15 protein-coding genes are annotated in these 21,165 nt (G+C 61.2%); 12 read left to right on the top strand and 3 right to left on the bottom strand.

The annotated features are described in order from the left end of the window. The first annotated feature begins 61 nt into the window (after positions 1 to 61). The 6 genes from rplK (at position 62) to rplL (ending at position 5,091) form a co-directional block, all read left to right on the top strand. Positions 62 to 493 carry a 50S ribosomal protein L11 gene (gene rplK / locus LDN90_RS18235; protein ID WP_166183617.1) on the top strand — a complete coding sequence of 144 codons (432 nt, stop codon included), beginning with the start codon at positions 62 to 64 and terminating at the stop codon, positions 491 to 493. 148 nt (positions 494 to 641) lie between these two features. Then, positions 642 to 1,349, top strand: a complete 708-nt coding sequence (gene rplA, locus LDN90_RS18230; protein ID WP_216925076.1) for a 50S ribosomal protein L1 — start codon at positions 642 to 644, stop codon at positions 1,347 to 1,349. A 120-nt stretch (positions 1,350 to 1,469) separates the two neighbouring features. Then, entirely contained in the window at positions 1,470 to 2,582 is a 1,113-nt protein-coding gene (locus LDN90_RS18225) for a GNAT family N-acetyltransferase (RefSeq protein WP_223946566.1), read from the top strand. Beyond that, the gene (locus tag LDN90_RS18220) at positions 2,579 to 3,733 is read left to right on the top strand and encodes a GNAT family N-acetyltransferase (RefSeq protein ID WP_223946565.1); all 1,155 of its coding nucleotides are present in this window, start codon (positions 2,579 to 2,581) and stop codon (positions 3,731 to 3,733) included. Before LDN90_RS18225 ends, LDN90_RS18220 begins: the two co-directional genes overlap by 4 nt. 313 nt (positions 3,734 to 4,046) lie before the next feature. Then, positions 4,047 to 4,637 carry a 50S ribosomal protein L10 gene (gene rplJ / locus LDN90_RS18215; RefSeq protein ID WP_216925079.1) on the top strand — a complete coding sequence of 197 codons (591 nt, stop codon included), beginning with the start codon at positions 4,047 to 4,049 and terminating at the stop codon, positions 4,635 to 4,637. Between the two features lie 76 nt (positions 4,638 to 4,713). Next, on the top strand, positions 4,714 to 5,091 hold the full coding sequence (rplL, locus tag LDN90_RS18210; protein ID WP_144659408.1) for a 50S ribosomal protein L7/L12: 378 nt from the start codon (positions 4,714 to 4,716) through the stop codon (positions 5,089 to 5,091). Between the two features lie 84 nt (positions 5,092 to 5,175). On the opposite strand, the gene LDN90_RS18205 is transcribed toward rplL, so the two are convergent. The 3 genes from LDN90_RS18205 to LDN90_RS18195 all read right to left on the bottom strand — a co-directional run bounded on the left by LDN90_RS18205 (position 5,176) and on the right by LDN90_RS18195 (position 8,306). Then, on the bottom strand, positions 5,176 to 6,240 hold the full coding sequence (locus tag LDN90_RS18205; protein ID WP_216927813.1) for an IS110 family transposase: 1,065 nt from the start codon (positions 6,238 to 6,240) through the stop codon (positions 5,176 to 5,178). A 358-nt stretch (positions 6,241 to 6,598) separates the two neighbouring features. Continuing rightward, on the bottom strand, positions 6,599 to 7,066 hold the full coding sequence (locus LDN90_RS18200; RefSeq protein WP_223946564.1) for a YbaK/EbsC family protein: 468 nt from the start codon (positions 7,064 to 7,066) through the stop codon (positions 6,599 to 6,601). A 40-nt stretch (positions 7,067 to 7,106) separates the two neighbouring features. Beyond that, positions 7,107 to 8,306, bottom strand: a complete 1,200-nt coding sequence (locus tag LDN90_RS18195) for an acetyl-CoA C-acetyltransferase (protein WP_223946563.1) — start codon at positions 8,304 to 8,306, stop codon at positions 7,107 to 7,109. A gap of 458 nt (positions 8,307 to 8,764) precedes the next feature. On the opposite strand from LDN90_RS18195, the gene rpoB reads away from it, so the two are divergent. The 6 genes from rpoB to tuf all read left to right on the top strand — a co-directional run bounded on the left by rpoB (position 8,765) and on the right by tuf (position 21,083). Beyond that, positions 8,765 to 12,271, top strand: coding sequence for a DNA-directed RNA polymerase subunit beta (rpoB, locus tag LDN90_RS18190; protein ID WP_216925082.1), 3,507 nt, complete (start codon positions 8,765 to 8,767; stop codon positions 12,269 to 12,271). A 104-nt stretch (positions 12,272 to 12,375) separates the two neighbouring features. Beyond that, positions 12,376 to 16,275, top strand: a complete 3,900-nt coding sequence (locus LDN90_RS18185) for a DNA-directed RNA polymerase subunit beta' (RefSeq protein ID WP_216925083.1) — start codon at positions 12,376 to 12,378, stop codon at positions 16,273 to 16,275. A 354-nt stretch (positions 16,276 to 16,629) separates the two neighbouring features. Then, positions 16,630 to 17,004, top strand: a complete 375-nt coding sequence (rpsL, locus tag LDN90_RS18180; protein WP_009358312.1) for a 30S ribosomal protein S12 — start codon at positions 16,630 to 16,632, stop codon at positions 17,002 to 17,004. Position 17,005: 1 nt separating this feature from the next. Then, on the top strand, positions 17,006 to 17,476 hold the full coding sequence (gene rpsG, locus LDN90_RS18175; RefSeq protein WP_003803829.1) for a 30S ribosomal protein S7: 471 nt from the start codon (positions 17,006 to 17,008) through the stop codon (positions 17,474 to 17,476). 69 nt (positions 17,477 to 17,545) lie between these two features. After that, complete coding sequence (fusA, locus tag LDN90_RS18170; protein WP_216925084.1) at positions 17,546 to 19,660, top strand: elongation factor G; 2,115 nt, start codon at positions 17,546 to 17,548, stop codon at positions 19,658 to 19,660. Positions 19,661 to 19,892: 232 nt separating this feature from the next. After that, the gene (tuf, locus tag LDN90_RS18165) at positions 19,893 to 21,083 is read left to right on the top strand and encodes an elongation factor Tu (protein WP_216925085.1); all 1,191 of its coding nucleotides are present in this window, start codon (positions 19,893 to 19,895) and stop codon (positions 21,081 to 21,083) included. Positions 21,084 to 21,165 lie beyond the last annotated feature (82 nt).

Genomic DNA, 21,165 nt, shown 5'->3' with positions numbered 1-21,165 from the left:
CGGCCACAAACCTGGGACGCGCTCCTGTGTCCCAGGAAGCTATTGAGAGAAGGACCCTACATTGGCTCCCAAGAAGAAGGTCACCGGCCTCATCAAGCTGCAGATCCAGGCAGGTGCCGCTAACCCGGCTCCGCCGATCGGTCCTGCGCTTGGCCAGCACGGTGTCAACATCATGGAATTCTGCAAGGCGTACAACGCTGCAACGGAATCCCAGCGCGGAAACGTTATCCCGGTGGAAATCACGGTCTACGAAGACCGTTCCTTCACCTTCATCACCAAGACCCCGCCGGCTGCAGAGCTCATCAAGAAGGCTGCAGGCGTTGCCAAGGGTTCGGCTACCCCGCACACCGTCAAGGTTGCCAAGCTGACCCAGGCACAGGTCGAAGAGATTGCTTCCACCAAGATGGAAGACCTCAACGCCAACGACATCGCGGCAGCTGCCAAGATCATCGCAGGCACCGCCCGCTCCATGGGCATCACGGTAGAAGGCTAGTAACCGTCGAAGGCTGTTTACAGCCTTCACCGCCGGGCAACCGGCATCTGAAACATTGAAATGTCGCAGGATCCTTGCCGGATCCACGACTTGTGGCAGGGCCCAGCGCGGTCCGCAGACCACAACTGCACAAGGAGAAATAAGCAGCATGGCAAAGCGCAGCAAAGCATATGAGGCAGCCGTAGCCAAGATCGAGGCAGACAAGGTCTACGCCCCGTTCGAGGCAATCACCCTCGCGAAGGACACCAACCCTTCCAAGTTCGACGCAACCGTTGAGGTCGCTTTCCGCCTGGGCGTTGACCCGCGTAAGGCCGACCAGATGGTTCGTGGCACCGTCAACCTGCCGCACGGCACCGGTAAGACCGCCCGCGTCCTCGTTTTCGCAACCGGCGACAAGGCTGAAGCAGCAATTGCTGCCGGCGCCGACTTCGTTGGTTCCGATGACCTGATCGAAAAGATCGCAGCCGGCTGGACCGACTTCGACGCCGCAGTGGCAACCCCTGACCTCATGGGCAAGGTTGGCCGCCTCGGTAAGGTCCTCGGCCCGCGTAACCTCATGCCGAACCCGAAGACCGGCACGGTTACCCCGGATGTCACCAAGGCTGTCAACGACATCAAGGGCGGCAAGATCGACTTCCGCGTCGACAAGCACTCGAACCTGCACTTCATCATCGGCAAGGTGTCCTTCGACGCCCAGAAGCTGGCTGAGAACTACGCAGCTGCACTGGAAGAGGTGCTTCGCTTGAAGCCGTCCGCTTCCAAGGGCCGCTACATCCAGAAGGCTACTGTTGCCACCACGTTCGGCCCGGGCATCACCGTTGACCCGAACGTCACCAAGGTTCTCACCGAGGCGTAAGCTCCGCGAGTACGAACTCTAAAAGGGACCGTCCGGCATTGCCGGGCGGTCCCTTTTTGTGCACTCATGTAGGCCCATCGTGACTTGTTTGGCACCTGCGGCGGCCGTAGGCTGTGGGGCGTGGCGTCGTCGTCGAACTTTTCCGCCAGCGGTGGGCTCCCCATAGAGCCATTGCCTGTTCCGCAAGGGCCGGAGGCCACAGCCTCACCGGACTTCAAAGCCTTCCATGCGTTACGCATCGCCCATGAGCTTGCTTTGTGGGGGGATCTGAACCATTCGGCCACCCTTGCCGAGGCGTTCAGGTTCTGGCAGGGCAACGAATACGAAGAGCGGCAGGTTTACTTGGCCCGCCTGGACGGCGTCGTGGTGGGCTCCGGTTCGCTGACCCTCCCGTTGAGCGAGAACACGACGACGGCGGGTGTGGACGTCGTCGTGGACGCTGCTTTCCGGCGGCGAGGCATCGGGACGAGGATCCTGAAGTTCCTTGAAGAGGCGGCAGTGGAGCGGAACCGCACTTCCCTTGACGGATACTGCGGAGAGCCGATCGCCCCCGTGCTGGCCGGGGAAGCCCTGCTGGAGGCAAAGTCCGGCACAGGCGGTGTACCCCTGGACGCGGCATCGACCCGCTTTGCCTTGCACCACGGCTATTCCCTGGAACAGGTGGAAACCAGTAGCACACTGACCTTGCCGGTTGATGAGGCCCACCTGATCGCGCTTGAGGTGGAGGCGATGCGTCGGGCAACGGAGTACGACATCATCGCTTGGACGGACGAATGCCCTGAAGAACTCGTGGATCGCTTTGCCACGCTGAAGAGCCTCATGAGCACGGAGGTGCCCATCGCCGGTCTGGGGTGGGAAGGCGAAGAGTGGGACGCCGTGCGGGTTCGGCGTGAGGAATCCACGTGGCAGGCAAGCGGCGTGAACTCAGTTGTAGCTGCCGCCCAGCACCACGGGAGCGGGGAGTTGGCGGCCTACACAGTCCTGACCCACCGTGAGGCGTTGCCGGCGGTCGTCAACCAGGAGGACACACTGGTGGCTCCCGGACACCGGGGACACGGCCTTGGCATGCTCGTAAAAATCGCCAATCTTCGGAGTGCAGAAGATCTTTGGCCGGACGCCACGTGCGTCATGACATGGAACGCCAATGAAAACCGGCATATGCTGGCCATAAATAGCGCCCTTGGATTCAAGCCTTCCGGTTTTGAAGGCGAATGGCAGAAACGGCTGGGATGACTGTAGACGAGGCGAAGACCGTTGTAGTCGAGCAGCTATGGGTGCCGGACAATCTGGACAGCCCCAAAGCAGGGGATTTCCTGGACGCCGTGGAGGTTGCCCGGCGGGTCCGGATGCAGACCTGGGGGAGTGACGACCTCGCGTACACGCCCTTGGAGAAGCTGCTTGAATTTTCCGACCCCTACGAGCGCCAGATCATTTTGGTAGCCAAGGTGGACGGGGTCATCGTGGGAACAGTGGACATTGCGCTGCCGCTCGCGGACAACATGGACCTGGCGGAGTTCACCCTGGATATTCTCCCGGAGTATCAGAGCCAGGGCGTCGGACGCCAGCTTCTGGAGGCCGCTGAGCAGTTGGCACGGTCCGAGGGCCGCACCATGGTTTTGGTGGACACGAACCACCCGGCAACCTCGCTAACAGAGATACCTGAAGACCAATTGATTCCCGGCAGCGGCCCAGGCTTCGTTCCTGTCAGCAGCAGGGAAGTGGACTTTGCCCAGCGGGCCGGGTACACACTTCAGCACATCGAACAATTCAGTTCCTGCGTGTTGCCGCTGGATTCCAAGCTGGTTGCGGATCTTCAAGCCGAAGCCGAGGATGCGAACGCTGGCCGCTACAGGCTGCACCACTGGACTGATCGGTGCCCTGAGGCTTGGTTGGAGGCCGTGGCGGAGCTGGAAAACGCTGCGGGTGAGGTTGTCCACGGTGAGGACGGCGAGGAAGAAGACTCGGCTGTCGAGGTTACCGGGATGGTCTTCGACGCCGCCGTTTTGCGCGAAACCGAAGACGCCGCATTGGCGCAGGGCCGGCGCACGGTGGTTACCGCCGTCGAGCATATTGAGAGCGGGCGGCTGGCAGGCCTCACCACCATCAGCGTCCTCGCGCATCGCCAGGACGTCGTTTTCCAGGACGATACTTTGGTCCTGCAGGAACACCGCGGCAACAAGTTGGGCCTGCTGATCAAGGTTGCCAACATGGAAAGGCTCAGCGAGCAATTTCCCGATGCCCGGGTCATTTACACCTGGAACGCACCGGAAAACCGATACCTCCTGACCGTGAACAAGCAATTGGGATTTACGACGGCGGGAGTCACCGGGCTCTGGCAAAAGGAGCTTCCGGATCGGGGACCGAAAGTCACCTCGTCGGAGTAGCGCGCACCCGGCAGGCCTAGCCGATTTGGTTTGCTGATCCCTCTCCCGTAACCTTGAAGTACCAAAGACCGTCGGTTGATGGGAATCCACTCTTTCGAGCGCAGCTCAATTCTGCAGCGACGCCCCTGAGAACAAAGTGCATTCCTAGACGAAGGACCCTGAACATAGGGCGGCCAACGCAGGTGAACGAAGCAAGTCTCCGCAGTGCAAACTGCGTTGAGCCAAGCCCCGTGCATCTGCGCGGGGCGTTTTTAGTTTTAGCTCTCGTGAGCGGGGACCCGGAAGACCGGCTTTATTCCCCGGAAGGAGGGTTATGACAACGCCTAGCAAGGTCTCCGCTGTTGCAGAGATCACCAACGATTTCAAGGAATCGAACGCGGCTGTCCTGACCGAATACCGCGGGCTCACTGTTGCACAGCTCAAGGAACTGCGTGTTGCGCTCGGCCAGGACACCAAGTTCTCGGTCGTCAAGAACACCCTGAGCGCCATTGCAGCCAAGGAAGCTGGTGTCGACGCGTTCGGCGATCAGCTTGCCGGCCCCACTGCAATCGCCTTCATCAAGGGCGACGCTGTTGCTGCTGCCAAGAGCCTGACGGACTTTGCCAAGACCAACAAGCAGCTGGTTATCAAGACTGGTTACTTCGAAGGCAAGGCATTGGACGCAGCAGGTGTTGCCGCACTGGCAGCCCTGGAGTCCCGCGAGCTGCAGCTTGCACGTGTTGCTGGTGTCCTCAAGGCCCCCGCATCCGCTGCCGCACGCATCATCGATGCCCTGCGCCTCAAGCTTGAAGAAGAGGGCGGCGCACCTGCACCGGCCGCTGAAGAAGCTCCGGCCGCCGAGGCTGCTGCTGAAGAGGTTGCGGCTCCGGCCGAAGCCGCTGAAGCTGCAACCGAAGAGAACTAAGTTCTCCCCCCAATCAAACTCTGGTGCAGGGAGCGGCATTGTCCGGATCTGCACCGACTAATGGAAGGACGCCACCATGGCGAAGCTCAGCAACGAAGAGCTCATTGAAGCTTTCAAGGAACTGACCATCATCGAGCTCTCCGAGTTCGTCAAGCTCTTCGAAGAGACCTTCGAAGTTACGGCTGCTGCTGTTGCAGTTGCTGGCCCCGCTGCCGGCGGTGCCGCTGAAGCTGCTGAAGAGAAGACCGACTTCGACGTCATCCTCGAATCTGCTGGCGACAAGAAGATCGCAGTGATCAAGGAAGTTCGCGCCATCACCTCCCTCGGCCTCAAGGAAGCCAAGGACCTGGTTGACAGCGCACCGAAGGCTGTTCTCGAAGGCGCCAACAAGGAAGCCGCAGAGAAGGCAAAGGCTCAGCTCGAAGAAGCTGGCGCAACGGTTACCCTCAAGTAACTCGTCTTGCTTTGGAAGCCCCGTCCGGTTCACCGGGCGGGGCTTCCTGCTTTAACAAGCAATGCGGGGATCCTTCTATGGTTGTCAAGGGTGGCGTGGGTCCGTGTTTGTGGCGTTAAGGGTTCGGTAGGTCCGTCGGGCGAGATAGCGTTTCACGCACCGGCGGATCTCCTTTTTGGTTCGTCCTTCGGCTTGTCGTTTGTGGACGTATCCGATGGTGGCCGGGTCGAAGGTCATTCTGCTCAGGGCGACCATGTGCAGGGCTTTGTTCAGGGTTCTGTCGCCGCCGCGGTTGAGTCTGTGCCGGACGGTGTTGCCGGAGGACGCCGGAATCGGGTTGACCCCGGCTAGGGACGCGAAGGCTGCTTCTGAGCGGATCCGTCCGTGGTGGGACCAGGCGGTAAGGCAGATGGCGGCAGTGACGGGACCGAAGCCTGGTTCCTGCAGGAGCGGGGCGGCTTCGCTTATTTGGACCAGTTCTGTGATTTGGCGGTTGTTGGTTTTGATGTCCGCGTCGAGCTCGCTGATGCGTTTGGCTAGCCGGACCCCTTCGGACCGGGCGACGGTCAGTGCCAGTGGTTCCTCCCGGGAACGCCACCGGGACGCCTCGGCGATCTGTGCTCCGGTCAGGGGTTTGCGGGCATCCAGGCCGAGGTCGTTTACGCGCAGGAGGGCGGTCAAGGCGTTGACCGCCCGGGTACGGTCGGTGGTCATGGCTTCCCGTGCGCAGACCAGGACCCGCAAGGCGGCGCGGACCCCTTCGTTCAGCCGTGGCTGGCGCAGCTGCTGCTCATCCAAGGGCAGAACGGCTGCGGCGATCCGGTGCGCGTCGAGCGGATCGGATTTACCGGTTCCCTGACGTGCATCCATGCGCGCGGCTTCGGCGACCTCGTAGCCGGCGGCGCCGACCGCGCCGGCCAACAGGGCGCCGTAGGACGCGGCTCCTTCAACGACCCATAAGGCAGCCAGGTCAGCGCCGGTGTGGCGCGCGACCCAGGCGATGGCACGGTTGATGCCTGCCCCGGTGGTCGGGAAGGCCCGGGTGGCAATCAATTCACCGGTGCCTGCGGTGATGATGGCGTAGACATGGTTTTTGGCGTGCGTGTCGACGCCGACGACAAAAGGACGGGAATGCGCGACGATAGTCATGGCGGTTCTGGCGTCTTCCTCTATTCGCGGATGTGGTCAGGGCCGTAAAACGGCCGGTACCGGTCCCGGGTAGAGGTCACTTCGGAACAACACTGTGACGAGTCACGCCTGAGGGCGGACAACCTTCTGATCAAGTTACCGAGGTGGGCCGGGCGGTACCGGCCGCTCCACCCCGCGGACGGACAGATCCCACTCAAAGGCACCCTCTACAGGGCCAGTCACTTACAGAGTCACACCCGCGAGGCAGAACGACTACTACCACTCTGCCAGCCAGTCCCAGACCAGCCACCCCAATCCTCACAGTCACTTACGGCCCATCCCAGGGGGAATTACGGGCCGTAAGTGACCCCGCGTTGGTTTAGGCGGGTTCGCTGATGTCCGCGACGGTGGCATTCAGTGCGGAGGTCAGGGCGTCGGCGTCCACGAATGCACTCCTGCCATGCGCGCCGGCACCCATGGAGATGCGGCGTCCGGTGATGGTGGCATCCGCATACACCGGCCAAGGGGTCGTGCTTCCCAAAGGAGTGATGGTCCCGCGTTCATAGCCGGTTGCGGCCAGGGCAACATCGGCGTGCGGCAGCGAGAGCTTGTTGACGCCCACCAACGCCCGCAGCTTGGGCCAGGAGATCTGCCGGTCGCCGGGGATCAGCGCGAAGAGGAAGCTACCATCGCGGTGCTTGACCACGAGGGACTTCACGATGTCCCCGGGACTGATCCCGAGGATGCCTGCGGCCTCCTCGAGGCTCCTGGCAGCGGGACGCTCGACGACGTCAACGTCCAGTCCGCGCGCGGCGGCGTCGGACAAGAACCGTTCGGCCCCGTTCATTTGTGGTTCCACACCGGATGCCATCAGTCGCGGTACAGCATCAGTCGCGGTACAGCAGGAGGGCTTCACCCTGGCCACCGCCGCCACAGAGGGAGACTGCAGCCTTGCCGGTTCCCCTGCGCTTGAGTTCGTGGGCAGCGTGCAGGGCAAGCCGGGCGCCGGAAGCACCGATCGGGTGGCCGAGGGCGATTGCGCCGCCGTGGATGTTGCACTTCTCCAGCGGGTAGCTCAAGTCCTTCAATGATTGGACGGCCACAGAGCCAAAGGCCTCGTTGATCTCAATGAAGTCCAGGTCCTCGGCAGTCCATCCAGCCCGCTTCAAAGCTTGCGAAATGGCGTTGGACGGCTGGGAGTGCAGCGAGTTGTCCGGACCGGCCACTTGGCCGGGCTTGCCCACGACCGCAAGGTATTCCAGCCCGTTGTCCTTGGCAAAGCGGCGACTTGTCAGCACGAGTGCGGAGGCGCCGTCGGACAGGGGAGAGGAGTTGCCGGCGGTAATGGTGCCGTCCGTAGCGAAGGCGGCCTTCAAAGGGGCAAGGGTTTCCAGCGTGGTGTTCGGACGAACGCCCTCGTCCGAGGTGAGGGTTACTGGATCGCCCTTACGCTGCTTCACGCTCACGGGAGCGATTTCGGCGTCGAAAATTCCGGCAGCGATCGCGGCAGCCGCGCGTTGGTGGGAAGCAGCAGCAACTTCGTCCTGCGCCCGGCGGTCAATGCCAAGTGTCACATTCTTGGTCTCTGTAGACAGGCCCATTGATTGGCCATCGAACGCATCCGTGAGTCCGTCATGTGCGGCAACGTCCAATGCCTGGATTGCGCCGTAGGTCCAACCCTGCCGGGAGCCGGGGAGCAAGTGCGGCGCGCGGGTCATGGATTCCTGGCCCCCGGCCACAACCACGGTGGCGTCCCCGCTGCGGATCATCCGGGCGGCATCTATGACAGCCGTGAGGCCGGAGAGGCAAACCTTGTTGATGGTGACGGCAGGGATGTTCCAGCCAACACCTGCCGCGATGGCGCTCTGCCGTGCAGGATTCTGGCCAGCGCCCGCTTGCAGCACCTGTCCCATGATGACAGCGTCCACTTGTTCGGCTTTTACGCCGCTGGCCGCCAGTGCGGCGCTGATGGCGTGGGCGCCAAGGTCGACGGCGGTGAATCCGGCAAGCTGCCCATTCAGCCGACCCTGTGGGGTACGGGAAGCGGCAAGGATGACAACGTCATTGTCGTCAGCGGAGTTGTTCATGGTCTCTCTTCCGATCCGTGGTGGTGTAGCCAAGGCTATCGCGCGGTGTGCGCCAGCCTATCCTTTTCAACGTTCCTACCCATCGCTGGATTCCACGTCACGAGATTTCACGACTGGTTTGACGCCTCTGTCCGGCAGATGCCCCGGTCAGAGTCCGTGGACCCTGTATAGGTGCCTGTAGCAACAGTGCTTGCATTCGCGGACAATCTGGGGTAGACAGGAAGGCTACTTTGCCGTATCGTAGATATTTGCGTCTTCCCTGTTAACCTTCAGCCTTCATATAGCGGTGGGCTTTACCTCTCAGCTGCAACATTGACGTGCCGTTCACAACGTGCACTGCATGTTCGGACTGGGTCCGGGTCATATAGCGGAACCGGAATAAGTATGCTGCGGAGCACTCCGCATCATGCAAACGGGGGAGATCTGAAAACGCCTGAAGGTCTGTGGAAGGATCCCTCTTGGTCGCCTCGAGCACCTCTAATAACGAAACCGCTAACACGGCAAGCACCGATGGTGCCACTCGCCGCCTCTCATTCGCAAAGATTCACGAACCCCTTGATGTTCCGAATCTTCTCGCCCTGCAGACGGACAGCTTTGACTGGCTCGTCGGAAACGAACGCTGGCAGGCGCGGGTAGCGAAGGCTGTCGAGGAGGGCGACCTCAGCGTCGCCACCACCTCCGGACTTGCCGACATCTTCGAAGAGATCTCCCCCATCGAGGACTTCCAGGGCACTATGTCCCTGAGCTTCTCCGAGCCGGAGTTCGCTGATCCGAAGTACACCATGGCCGAATGCAAAGACCGTGACGCCACTTACTCGGCACCGCTGTATGTCAAGGCCGAGTTCATGAACAACAACACGGGCGAAATCAAGCAGCAGACCGTGTTCATGGGCGACTTCCCCCTCATGACTGAAAAGGGAACGTTCGTCGTCAACGGCACCGAGCGTGTCGTTGTCTCCCAGCTGGTCCGTTCGCCGGGCGCCTACTTCGAGCGCACCGCGGACAAGACCAGTGACAAGGACATTTTCACTGCGAAGATTATCCCGTCCCGCGGTGCATGGTTCGAACTCGAAATCGACAAGCGCGATCAGGTCGGCGTTCGCCTCGACCGCAAGCGCAAGCAGTCGGTCACCGTTCTGCTGAAGGCCCTCGGTTGGACCGAAGGCCAGATCCTGGAAGAGTTCGGCCAGTACGACTCCATGCGTGCAACGCTGGAGAAGGACGCCACCGAAACCCGCGAAGACGCACTTCTGGACATCTACCGCAAGCTGCGTCCGGGCGAGCCGCCCACCGTCGAGGCTGCCCAGTCCCTGCTGGACAACCTGTACTTCAACGCCAAGCGTTATGACCTCGCCAAGGTTGGCCGTTACAAGATCAACCGCAAGCTCGGCATCGACCGCTCCCTTGGTGACAAGGAAGCTTCGGTCCTGCACGTCGAAGACATCGTCGCCATGATCAAGTTCCTCGTCGCGCTGCACGCCGGCGAGAAGACCCTCATGGGCAAGCGTGATGGCGAAGACCACGAGCTCCGCGTCGAGATCGATGACATCGACCACTTCGGCAACCGTCGCATCCGCGCCGTTGGCGAACTGATCGAAAACCAGGTCCGCACTGGCCTTTCCCGCATGGAGCGTGTTGTTCGCGAACGCATGACCACGCAGGACGTCGAGGCCATCACGCCGCAGACGCTGATCAACATCCGCCCGGTTGTCGCTGCCATCAAGGAGTTCTTCGGAACCTCCCAGCTGTCGCAGTTCATGGACCAGAACAACCCGCTTTCGGGTCTGACCCACAAGCGCCGCCTGTCGGCCCTTGGCCCGGGTGGTCTTTCCCGTGACCGCGCAGGCATGGAAGTTCGAGACGTTCACCCGTCCCACTACGGACGTATGTGCCCCATCGAAACCCCTGAAGGCCCGAACATTGGTCTGATCGGTTCGCTGGCTTCCTACGGCCGCATCAACCCGTTCGGCTTCATCGAGACGCCTTACCGCCTCGTGTCCGAGGGCGTTGTTTCGGACGAGGTCCAGTACCTCACTGCCGACGACGAAGCTGAAGTCCTGATCGCACAGGCCAACGCTCCGCTGGACGCTGACAAGAAGTTCTCGGAAGAGACCGTCCTTGTACGTGCCCGTGGTGGTGGAGGCGAGCCGGTTCTGGTTCCCGCTGCCGAAGTTCAGTTCATGGACGTTTCCCCGCGCCAGATGGTGTCCGTGGCAACCGCCCTGATCCCGTTCCTCGAGCATGACGATGCCAACCGTGCACTCATGGGTGCCAACATGCAGCGCCAGGCTGTGCCGCTGGTCCGTTCCGAGGCTCCTTTCGTGGGTACCGGCATGGAGCGCGCAGCAGCAGTCGACGCCGGTGACGTTGTCATCGCGAAGAAGGCCGGTGTGGTCACCGAGGTTTCCGCTGAGCTCGTTGTCATGATCAACGACGACGGCACGGAGACCAACTACCGCATCAACAAGTTCGCCCGTTCCAACCAGGGCAACTGCTACAACCACCGTGTCCTGGTCAACGAAGGGCAGCGCCTGGAAGTCGGCGGCATCATCGCCGACGGTCCTGCAACGGACCAGGGTGAACTCGCCCTCGGTAAGAACCTGCTCGTGGCATTCATGTCATGGGAAGGCCACAACTTCGAGGACGCCATTATCCTGTCCCAGCGCATTGTTGCTGAGGACGTTCTTTCCTCCATCCACATCGAGGAGCACGAGATCGATGCCCGCGACACCAAGCTTGGTGCCGAGGAAATCACCCGTGACATCCCCAACGTGTCCGAGGAAGTCCTTGCAGGCCTGGACGAGCGCGGCATCATCCACATTGGTGCCGAGGTTGAAGCCGGAGACATCCTGGTTGGAAAGGTCACACCCAAGGGTGAAACCGAACTGACTCCGGAAGAGCGCCTTCTCCGCGCTATCTTCGGTGAGAAGTCCCGCGAAGTCCGCGACACCTCCCTGAAGGTTCCCCACGGCGAGTCCGGTACGGTCATCGGCGTCCGCGTCTTCGACCGCGACAACGACGACGAACTGCCCCCGGGCGTGAACCAGCTGGTCCGCGTCTACGTTGCAGCCAAGCGCAAGATCACCGACGGCGACAAGCTCGCCGGCCGTCACGGCAACAAGGGTGTTATCTCCAAGATCCTTCCGATCGAGGACATGCCCTTCCTTGCAGACGGTACCCCGGTGGACATCGTCCTGAACCCGCTTGGTGTTCCGGGTCGTATGAACGTTGGCCAGGTCCTGGAAACCCACCTTGGTTGGGTTGCCAAGACCGGTTGGAAGATCGAAGGCGAGCCGGAGTGGGTCAAGAACCTGCCCAACCTGCCCCGTGAAACCGGCCAGACCACCGTTGCCACCCCGGTGTTCGATGGCGCTCGTGAAGAAGAAATCACGGGCCTGCTTGACTCCACCAACGTGACCCGCGACGGCGACCGCCTGATCGATTCCTCCGGCAAGACCCGTCTGTTCGACGGCCGCTCCGGCGAGCCGTTCCCGGACCCGATCTCCGTCGGTTACATGTACATCCTGAAGCTCCACCACCTGGTGGACGACAAGATCCACGCGCGTTCCACCGGCCCGTACTCCATGATCACGCAGCAGCCGCTGGGTGGTAAGGCACAGTTCGGTGGCCAGCGCTTCGGTGAAATGGAAGTGTGGGCGCTCGAAGCTTACGGCGCTGCCTACACGCTTCAGGAACTCCTCACGATCAAGTCCGATGACATCCATGGTCGTGTGAAGGTCTACGAAGCCATCGTCAAGGGCGAGAACATCCCTGAGCCTGGCGTTCCCGAGTCCTTCAAGGTCTTGATCAAGGAAATGCAGTCGTTGTGCCTGAACGTGGAAGTTCTTTCCACCGATGGAACCACGATCGAAATGCGTGACTCTGATGACGCAGTCTTCACGGCTGCGGAAGAACTGGGCATCGATCTGTCTCGTGCAGAGCCCAGTTCCGTAGAAGAGGTCTAGTAGCCGTTCCGGTGGGCAGCAGTACGTCACTGTCCACCGGAACAGCTCCCTCTTCCCGTAACCAAGACTTCAGAATTTAGAGAACAAGAGAGAACAGGGACCATATGTCCAGCGAATCCTCCTTCGGCCTCATGCAGATCGGCCTCGCCACCGCGGAAGACATCCGTGGCTGGTCTTACGGTGAGGTCAAGAAGCCGGAAACCATCAACTACCGCACGCTCAAGCCTGAGAAGGACGGTCTTTTCTGCGAGAAGATCTTCGGTCCTTCCCGCGACTGGGAATGCTACTGCGGCAAGTACAAGCGCGTCCGCTTCAAGGGCATCATCTGTGAGCGTTGTGGCGTTGAAGTCACCCGCGCCAAGGTGCGCCGTGAGCGCATGGGCCACATCGAACTGGCTGCGCCCGTAACCCACATCTGGTACTTCAAGGGCGTTCCCTCGCGCTTGGGCTACCTCTTGGACCTGGCTCCGAAGGACCTTGAGAAGGTCATTTACTTCGCTGCCTACATGATCACCAGCGTTGACACGGAAAACCGCCACGCTGAACTGCCGAACCTCCAGGTCGAGCACGACCTCGAGAAGAAGCAGCTGGTGGACAACCGCGACAGCGACATCGCCACGATCGCCCGCGACCTTGAAGACGAGCTTGCCCGTCTTGAAGGTGAAGGCGCCAAGGCTGCCGACAAGAAGAAGGCCCGCGACTCCGCAGACCGCCAGATGGCGAACGTCCGCAAGCGTGCCGACGCCGATATCGAGCGCCTTGAGCAGGTCTGGGACCGCTTCAAGAACCTCAAGGTCGCTGACCTTGAGGGCGACGAGGGCCTGTACCGCGAACTGCGTGACCGCTACGGCATGTACTTCGAAGGCTCCATGGGTGCCGAAGCGATCAAGAAGCGTCTTGAGACCTTCGACATGCAGGCTGAAGCCGAGTCGCTGCGCGACACCATCCAGAACGGCAAGGGCCAGCGCAAGACGCGTGCCCTGAAGCGCCTGAAGGTTGTCAACGCATTCCTGACCACCAACAACAGCCCGCTCGGCATGGTTCTGGACGCCGTCCCGGTGATCCCGCCGGAACTGCGCCCGATGGTCCAGTTGGACGGTGGCCGCTTCGCGACCTCGGACCTCAACGACCTCTACCGCCGCGTGATCAACCGCAACAACCGACTCAAGCGACTGCTTGACCTTGGTGCTCCGGAGATCATCGTCAACAACGAGAAGCGCATGCTTCAGGAAGCTGTTGACAGCCTCTTCGACAACGGTCGTCGTGGCCGCCCAGTTACGGGTCCGGGCAACCGTCCGCTGAAGTCCCTGAGCGACATGCTCAAGGGCAAGCAGGGTCGTTTCCGCCAGAACCTCCTCGGCAAGCGTGTTGACTACTCCGGCCGTTCGGTCATCGTCGTTGGCCCGCAGCTGAAGCTGCACCAGTGTGGTCTGCCCAAGCAGATGGCGCTGGAGCTCTTCAAGCCGTTCGTGATGAAGCGCCTGGTTGACCTCAACCACGCGCAGAACATCAAGTCGGCAAAGCGCATGGTCGAGCGTTACCGTCCGCAGGTTTGGGACGTGCTGGAAGAGATCATCACCGAACACCCGGTGCTGCTCAACCGTGCACCTACCCTTCACCGCCTCGGCATCCAGGCCTTCGAACCGCAGCTTGTGGAAGGCAAGGCAATCCAGCTTCACCCGCTGGTTTGTGGCGCCTTCAACGCTGACTTCGACGGCGACCAGATGGCAGTCCACCTGCCGCTGAGCCCGGAAGCCCAGGCCGAAGCCCGCATCCTGATGCTGTCCTCGAACAACATCCTGAAGCCGTCCGATGGCCGCCCGGTTACCCTGCCTTCGCAGGATATGATCATCGGCCTGTACCACCTGACCACCAAGCGCGTCGGCTCTGCCGGCGAAGGCCGCATCTTCTCCTCGGTTTCGGAAGCCATCATGGCGTACGACGCCCGCGATCTGCACCTGAACTCCCAGGTCAAGATCCGTCTGGAGAACTTCGTGCCTTACGCCGGTTGGGAAGCTCCGGAAGGTTGGGAGCCGGGTCAGCCTGCTCTCGTGCAGACCTCCCTGGGCCAGGTCATCTTCAACCAGACGCTGCCCGAGGATTACCCGTGGGTTGAGGCTGTTGCGGACAAGGGCGAACTGTCCCGGATCGTCAACGACCTCGCCGAGCGCTACCCGAAGGTTGTCACGGCCGCAACGCTGGACAACCTGAAGGATGCCGGTTTCTACTGGGCAACCCGCTCGGGCGTCACCGTGGCTATCTCCGACATCGAGGTGCCTACGTCCAAGCCCGCCATCCTGGCTGGTTACGAGAACATGGCCGCCAAGATCCAGGGCCAGTACGACAAGGGCCTGATCGACGACGACGAGCGTCGCCAGGAACTGATCGAGATCTGGAACAAGGCCACCAACGAGATCGCCCAGGCGATGCGTGACAGCCTGTCCCCGATGAACACCATCAATCGCATGGTGTCCTCCGGTGCACGTGGTAACTGGATGCAGGTTCGCCAGATCGCGGGTATCCGTGGTCTTGTGGCCAACCCGAAGGGTGAGATCATCCCTCGCCCGATCAAGTCCTCCTACCGCGAGGGCCTGTCCGTGTTGGAATACTTCATCGCCACGCACGGTGCCCGTAAGGGTCTGGCCGATACCGCTCTCCGTACCGCCAACTCGGGTTACCTGACCCGTCGTCTGGTGGACGTTTCGCAGGACGTCATCGTCCGCGAAGAGGACTGCGGTACCGAACGTGGTCTGCTCACGCCGATCGCCGTTCCGGATTCCAACGGTGAGCTCGTCCTGGACGAGAACGTCGAGAACAGCGCTTACGCACGTACGCTGGCTGTCGACGTCGTCGATGCCCAGGGCAACGTCCTGGCTGCCGGTGGAACCGACTGCGGCGACGTCGTTATCGACCAGCTGCTGGCTGCAGGTATCACTGAAGTCAAGGTCCGTTCCGTACTCACCTGTGAGTCCAAGGTCGGCACCTGTGCACTCTGCTACGGCCGTTCGCTGGCAACGGGCAAGACCGTGGACATCGGAGAGGCCGTGGGCATCATCGCCGCACAGTCCATCGGTGAACCCGGTACCCAGCTGACCATGCGTACGTTCCACACCGGTGGTGCCGTTTCTGCTGGTGGTGGCGACGACATCACCCAGGGTCTGCCCCGTATCCAGGAGCTCTTCGAAGCCCGTACTCCGAAGGGTGTTGCACCGATTGCTGAAGCAGCCGGCCGCATCACCATCGAAGAGTCCGAGCGCCAGATGCGCCTGGTGATCACTCCGGACGATGGTTCCGAAGAGATTGCCTACCCGGTGCTGCGCCGTTCCCGTCTCCTCATCGAGGATGGCGAGCACGTCAGCGTCGGCCAGAAGCTGATCAACGGTCCGGTGGACCCGAAGCAGGTTCTGCGCATCATGGGTCCCCGTGCCGCACAGAAGTTCCTTGTGGACGAGGTCCAGGGCGTTTACCGCAGCCAGGGTATTGGTATCCACGACAAGCACGTCGAGGTTATCGTCCGCCAGATGCTGCGCCGCGTGACCGTCATCGAATCCGGCGACTCCGACCTGCTCCCTGGTGAGCTGGCAGAGCGCTCCCGCTTCGAAGACGAGAACCGCCGCGTCGTGTCCGAGGGCAAGTCCCCGGCTTCGGGTCGTCCGGAACTCATGGGTATCACCAAGGCGTCCCTGGCAACCGAGTCCTGGCTGTCGGCCGCTTCCTTCCAGGAGACCACCCGCGTCCTGACGCAGGCGGCCATGGAAGGCAAGAGCGATCCTCTGCTCGGCCTCAAGGAGAACGTCATCATCGGTAAGCTCATCCCGGCCGGTACGGGCCTGCCCCGTTACACGGAGGTCACGGTTGAGCCGACCGAGGAAGCAAAGGCAAGCCTGTTCACGGGCCCCAGCGCTTTCACCGATTTCTCCTATGACGCCCTGGGCGGCGACGGCGCTCCCGAGTTCCACGCCATCCCGCTGGATGACTACGATCTCGGCAACGACTTCCGCTGAAACCAGCAGTAGTTAATGGCTGAAGGACGGGCCCCGCACTCAAGAGTGCGGGGCCCGTCCCGTTAACGGAACGCCATACACCCGATTAAGGCCTCAGATCAAGCCGTGCTAGAATTTTGGTAATTGTTCTGTGTGGCAGTGGATGAAGGCCGCCGCAGCATCATTTTGGTTTTGTTCTCATGGTGCTGGGTGGAGCCTGTTTCCGGGTTGCGGGCAACATGCGCAACGAATGCCGCACTTTTGCACGCCTACCGGATGTTTCGGCCGGCCGCATGAGCAACGCCAAAGTTCCCACGTTTACACTGGCTGGCGCCTGTGTGTGGGGGCAGAGATCAAACAACGGAGAACACGAAAGTGCCTACGATTAACCAGCTGGTCCGCAAGGGCCGCACGCCGAAGGTCTCCAAGACCAAGGCTCCCGCGCTGAAGGGCAGCCCGATGCGCCGCGGTGTTTGCACCCGCGTTTACACCACCACCCCCAAGAAGCCGAACTCGGCTCTTCGTAAGGTGGCACGTGTGCGCCTCAACGGTGGCGTTGAAGTTACCGCTTACATCCCCGGCGTTGGCCACAACCTCCAGGAGCACTCCATCGTGCTCGTCCGTGGTGGTCGTGTGAAGGACCTTCCGGGTGTCCGCTACAAGATCGTCCGCGGCGCACTCGACACCCAGGGTGTCAAGAACCGCAAGCAGGCCCGCAGCCGTTACGGCGCAAAGATGGAGAAGAAGTAATATGCCTCGCAAGGGTCCGGCCCCGAAGCGGCCGCTAGTTTCCGATCCCGTTTACGGCTCCCCGTTGGTCACTCAGCTGATCAACAAGGTTCTGGTTGACGGCAAGAAGTCCACCGCAGAGCGCATCGTTTACGGTGCCCTCGAAGGTGCACGTGCCAAGTCCGGCGGCGACCCCGTTGCTGCCCTCAAGAAGGCCATGGACAACGTCAAGCCTTCCCTCGAGGTGCGTTCACGCCGTGTTGGTGGCGCCACCTACCAGGTTCCGGTTGAGGTCAAGCCGGGTCGCTCCACCGCCCTCGCCCTGCGTTGGCTCGTGGGCTACTCCAAGGCCCGCCGCGAGAAGACCATGACCGAGCGTCTCCAGAACGAAATCCTGGATGCCTCGAACGGTCTCGGTGCCGCTGTCAAGCGTCGCGAAGACACCCACAAGATGGCCGAGTCCAACAAGGCCTTCGCACACTACCGCTGGTAAATCCTCCCGGGCGCCGTCGGCTCAACCGAGCCGGCGGCGAACGTGTAGTCCATCCGAAAGGGAGACCCCGTGGCACAGGACGTGCTTACCGACCTTAACAAGGTCCGCAATATCGGCATCATGGCCCACATCGATGCCGGCAAGACCACCACTACCGAGCGCATCCTGTTCTACACGGGTGTGAACCACAAGATCGGCGAGACGCACGACGGCGCCTCGACGACCGACTGGATGGAACAGGAAAAGGAACGCGGCATCACCATCACGTCTGCCGCCGTGACTTGCTTCTGGAACCAGAACCAGATCAACATCATCGACACCCCGGGCCACGTGGACTTCACGGTTGAGGTTGAGCGCTCCCTGCGCGTCCTCGACGGTGCTGTCGCAGTGTTCGACGGCAAGGAAGGCGTGGAGCCGCAGTCCGAGACTGTTTGGCGCCAGGCTGACAAGTACAACGTTCCGCGTATCTGCTTCGTCAACAAGATGGACAAGCTGGGTGCGGACTTCTACTTCACCGTAGACACCATCATTTCCCGCCTTGGTGCCAAGCCGCTGGTCATGCAGCTGCCGATCGGCGCTGAGAACGACTTCATCGGCGTGGTTGACCTCCTCGAAATGCGTGCCCTGGTTTGGCCTGGCGACGCAAAGGGTGACGTCACCATGGGCGCTTCCTACGAAGTGCAGGCAATTCCGGCGGACCTCCAGGCCAAGGCTGAAGAGTACCGTGCACAGCTCGTAGAGACTGTGGCTGAAGCCTCCGAAGAGCTCATGGAGAAGTACCTCGAAGGTGAAGAACTCACCCTTGAGGAACTGAAGGCCGGCATCCGCAAGATGACCATCAACTCCGAGCTCTACCCCGTGTTCTGTGGCTCTGCCTTCAAGAACCGTGGCGTACAGCCGATGCTTGACGCTGTTGTTGACTTCCTGCCGAACCCGCTCGACGTCCCGCCGATGATCGGTCACGATCCCCGCGACGAAGAGAAGGAACTCACCCGCAAGCCGTCTGCAGACGAGCCGTTCTCGGCCCTCGCCTTCAAGATTGCTGCGCACCCGTTCTTCGGTCAGCTGACCTTCATCCGCGTGTACTCCGGTCACGTTGAGGCCGGCGCCCAGGTGGTCAACTCCACCAAGGGCAAGAAGGAACGTATCGGCAAGCTGTTCCAGATGCACGCCAACAAGGAAATGCCCGTTGAGGGCGCTACCGCCGGCCACATCTACGCAGCCATCGGTCTGAAGGACACCACCACGGGCGATACCCTGTGTGACTCCAACCAGCAGATCGTCCTCGAGTCCATGAGCTTCCCGGAGCCCGTGATCTCGGTTGCCATCGAGCCCAACACCAAGGGTGACCAGGAGAAGCTCTCCACGGCTATCCAGAAGCTCTCCGCTGAGGACCCGACCTTCCAGGTCTCCCTCAACGAAGACACGGGCCAGACCATCATCGCCGGCATGGGCGAGCTCCACCTGGACATCCTGGTGGACCGCATGCGCCGCGAATTCAAGGTTGAGGCAAACGTTGGCAAGCCGCAGGTTGCTTACCGCGAAACCATCAAGCGCGCTGTAGAGCGTCACGACTACACGCACAAGAAGCAGACCGGTGGTTCGGGTCAGTTCGCAAAGATCCAGATCGCGATCGAGCCGATGGACACCTCTTCCGGCGAGCTGTACGAGTTCGAGAACAAGGTCACCGGTGGCCGCGTTCCGCGCGAATACATCCCGTCCGTTGACGCTGGTATCCAGGATGCATTGAACGACGGCGTCCTGGCCGGCTACCCGGTTGTCGGCATCAAGGCCACGCTGATTGACGGCGCGTCCCACGATGTTGACTCTTCGGAAATGGCGTTCAAGATCGCCGGCCGTATGGCTTTCAAGGAAGCTGCACGCAAGGCGAACCCTGTTCTGCTCGAACCGCTCATGGATGTTGAGGTCCGCACACCTGAGGAATACATGGGTGATGTTATTGGTGACCTGAACGCCCGTCGTGGCCAGATGCAGTCCATGGAGGACGCAGCAGGTGTGAAGGTTATCCGTGCACACGTTCCGCTGTCCGGCATGTTCGGTTACATTGGCGACCTCCGTTCCAAGACGCAGGGTCGTGCCGTGTACTCCATGACGTTCAACAGCTACGCGGAGGTCCCGAAGGCTGTAGCCGACGAGATCATCCAGAAAACCCGCGGAGAGTAATCTCCCGGAAAACGGATGCTATTCCGATTCCGGGAGGGCATCTTAGCGTGTGAGGTGGGGCTGCGGCGAAGGCCGCGGCCCGGCCCCTGCGCGAACAGGCTCTAGGAACTAGTATTGGTTCCTGAATCTGCAATTTCACCAAAACCAAGCCCCCAAGTAGACTTGCTAAAGTTTCTGCCGCGAAAAGCGCGGCCGAGGAGCACTTCACTTGAAATCGTTCTAGGAGGAACCTGTGGCAAAGGCAAAGTTCGAGCGGACTAAGCCGCACGTCAACATCGGCACCATTGGTCACGTTGACCACGGTAAGACGACGCTGACTGCCGCCATTTCCAAGGTGCTGTACGACCAGTACCCGGATCTCAACGAGCAGCGCGACTTCGCGTCCATCGACTCTGCTCCGGAAGAGCGCCAGCGCGGTATTACCATCAACATCTCCCACGTGGAGTACCAGACCGAGAAGCGTCACTACGCACACGTTGACGCCCCGGGTCACGCTGACTACATCAAGAACATGATCACCGGTGCTGCCCAGATGGACGGCGCAATCCTCGTGGTTGCCGCAACCGATGGTCCGATGGCCCAGACCCGTGAGCACGTTCTGCTCGCCCGCCAGGTTGGTGTTCCCTACCTGCTGGTCGCACTGAACAAGTCGGACATGGTTGATGACGAAGAACTCCTCGACCTCGTCGAAATGGAAGTTCGTGAGCTCCTGAGCTCGCAGGGCTTCGATGGCGATGAAGCTCCGGTTGTTCGCGTTTCCGGTCTGAAGGCTCTGGAAGGCGACCCGGTTTGGGTCAAGTCCGTCCAGGACCTGATGGCAGCTGTCGACGAGTCCGTTCCGGACCCCGTACGTGACCGCGACAAGCCGTTCCTGATGCCGATCGAAGACGTCTTCACCATCACCGGTCGTGGCACCGTTGTTACGGGCCGCGCCGAGCGTGGAACCCTCGCCATCAACTCCGAGGTCGAGATCGTTGGCATCCGCCCGATCCAGAAGACCACGGTTACCGGTATCGAGATGTTCCACAAGCAGCTCGACGAAGCATGGGCCGGCGAGAACTGTGGCCTCCTGCTCCGCGGTCTCAAGCGCGACGACGTCGAGCGTGGCCAGGTTGTCGTCAAGCCGGGTTCCATCACCCCGCACACCGACTTCGAGGCCAACGTCTACATCCTTTCCAAGGACGAAGGCGGACGTCACAACCCGTTCTACTCGAACTACCGCCCGCAGTTCTACTTCCGTACCACGGACGTAACCGGCGTTATCACCCTGCCGGAAGGCACGGAAATGGTTATGCCTGGCGACAACACTGAGATGACCGTTGAGCTCATCCAGCCGATCGCTATGGAGGAGGGCCTCGGCTTCGCTATCCGCGAAGGCGGCCGCACCGTTGGTTCGGGACGTGTTACCAAGATCATCAAGTAGTTTCTACTTGTAGATCGGCAAACTTCCGGCATCGCCGGTAGCAAGCTAAAGAAGAACCCCATCGCTTATGTGGTGGGGTTCT

Origin of the sequence: Arthrobacter sp. NtRootA1, from assembly GCF_019976975.1 — a bacterium.
Lineage (GTDB): Bacteria > Actinomycetota > Actinomycetes > Actinomycetales > Micrococcaceae > Arthrobacter > Arthrobacter aromaticivorans.
This window is presented reverse-complemented; position numbering and strand designations above follow the sequence as displayed.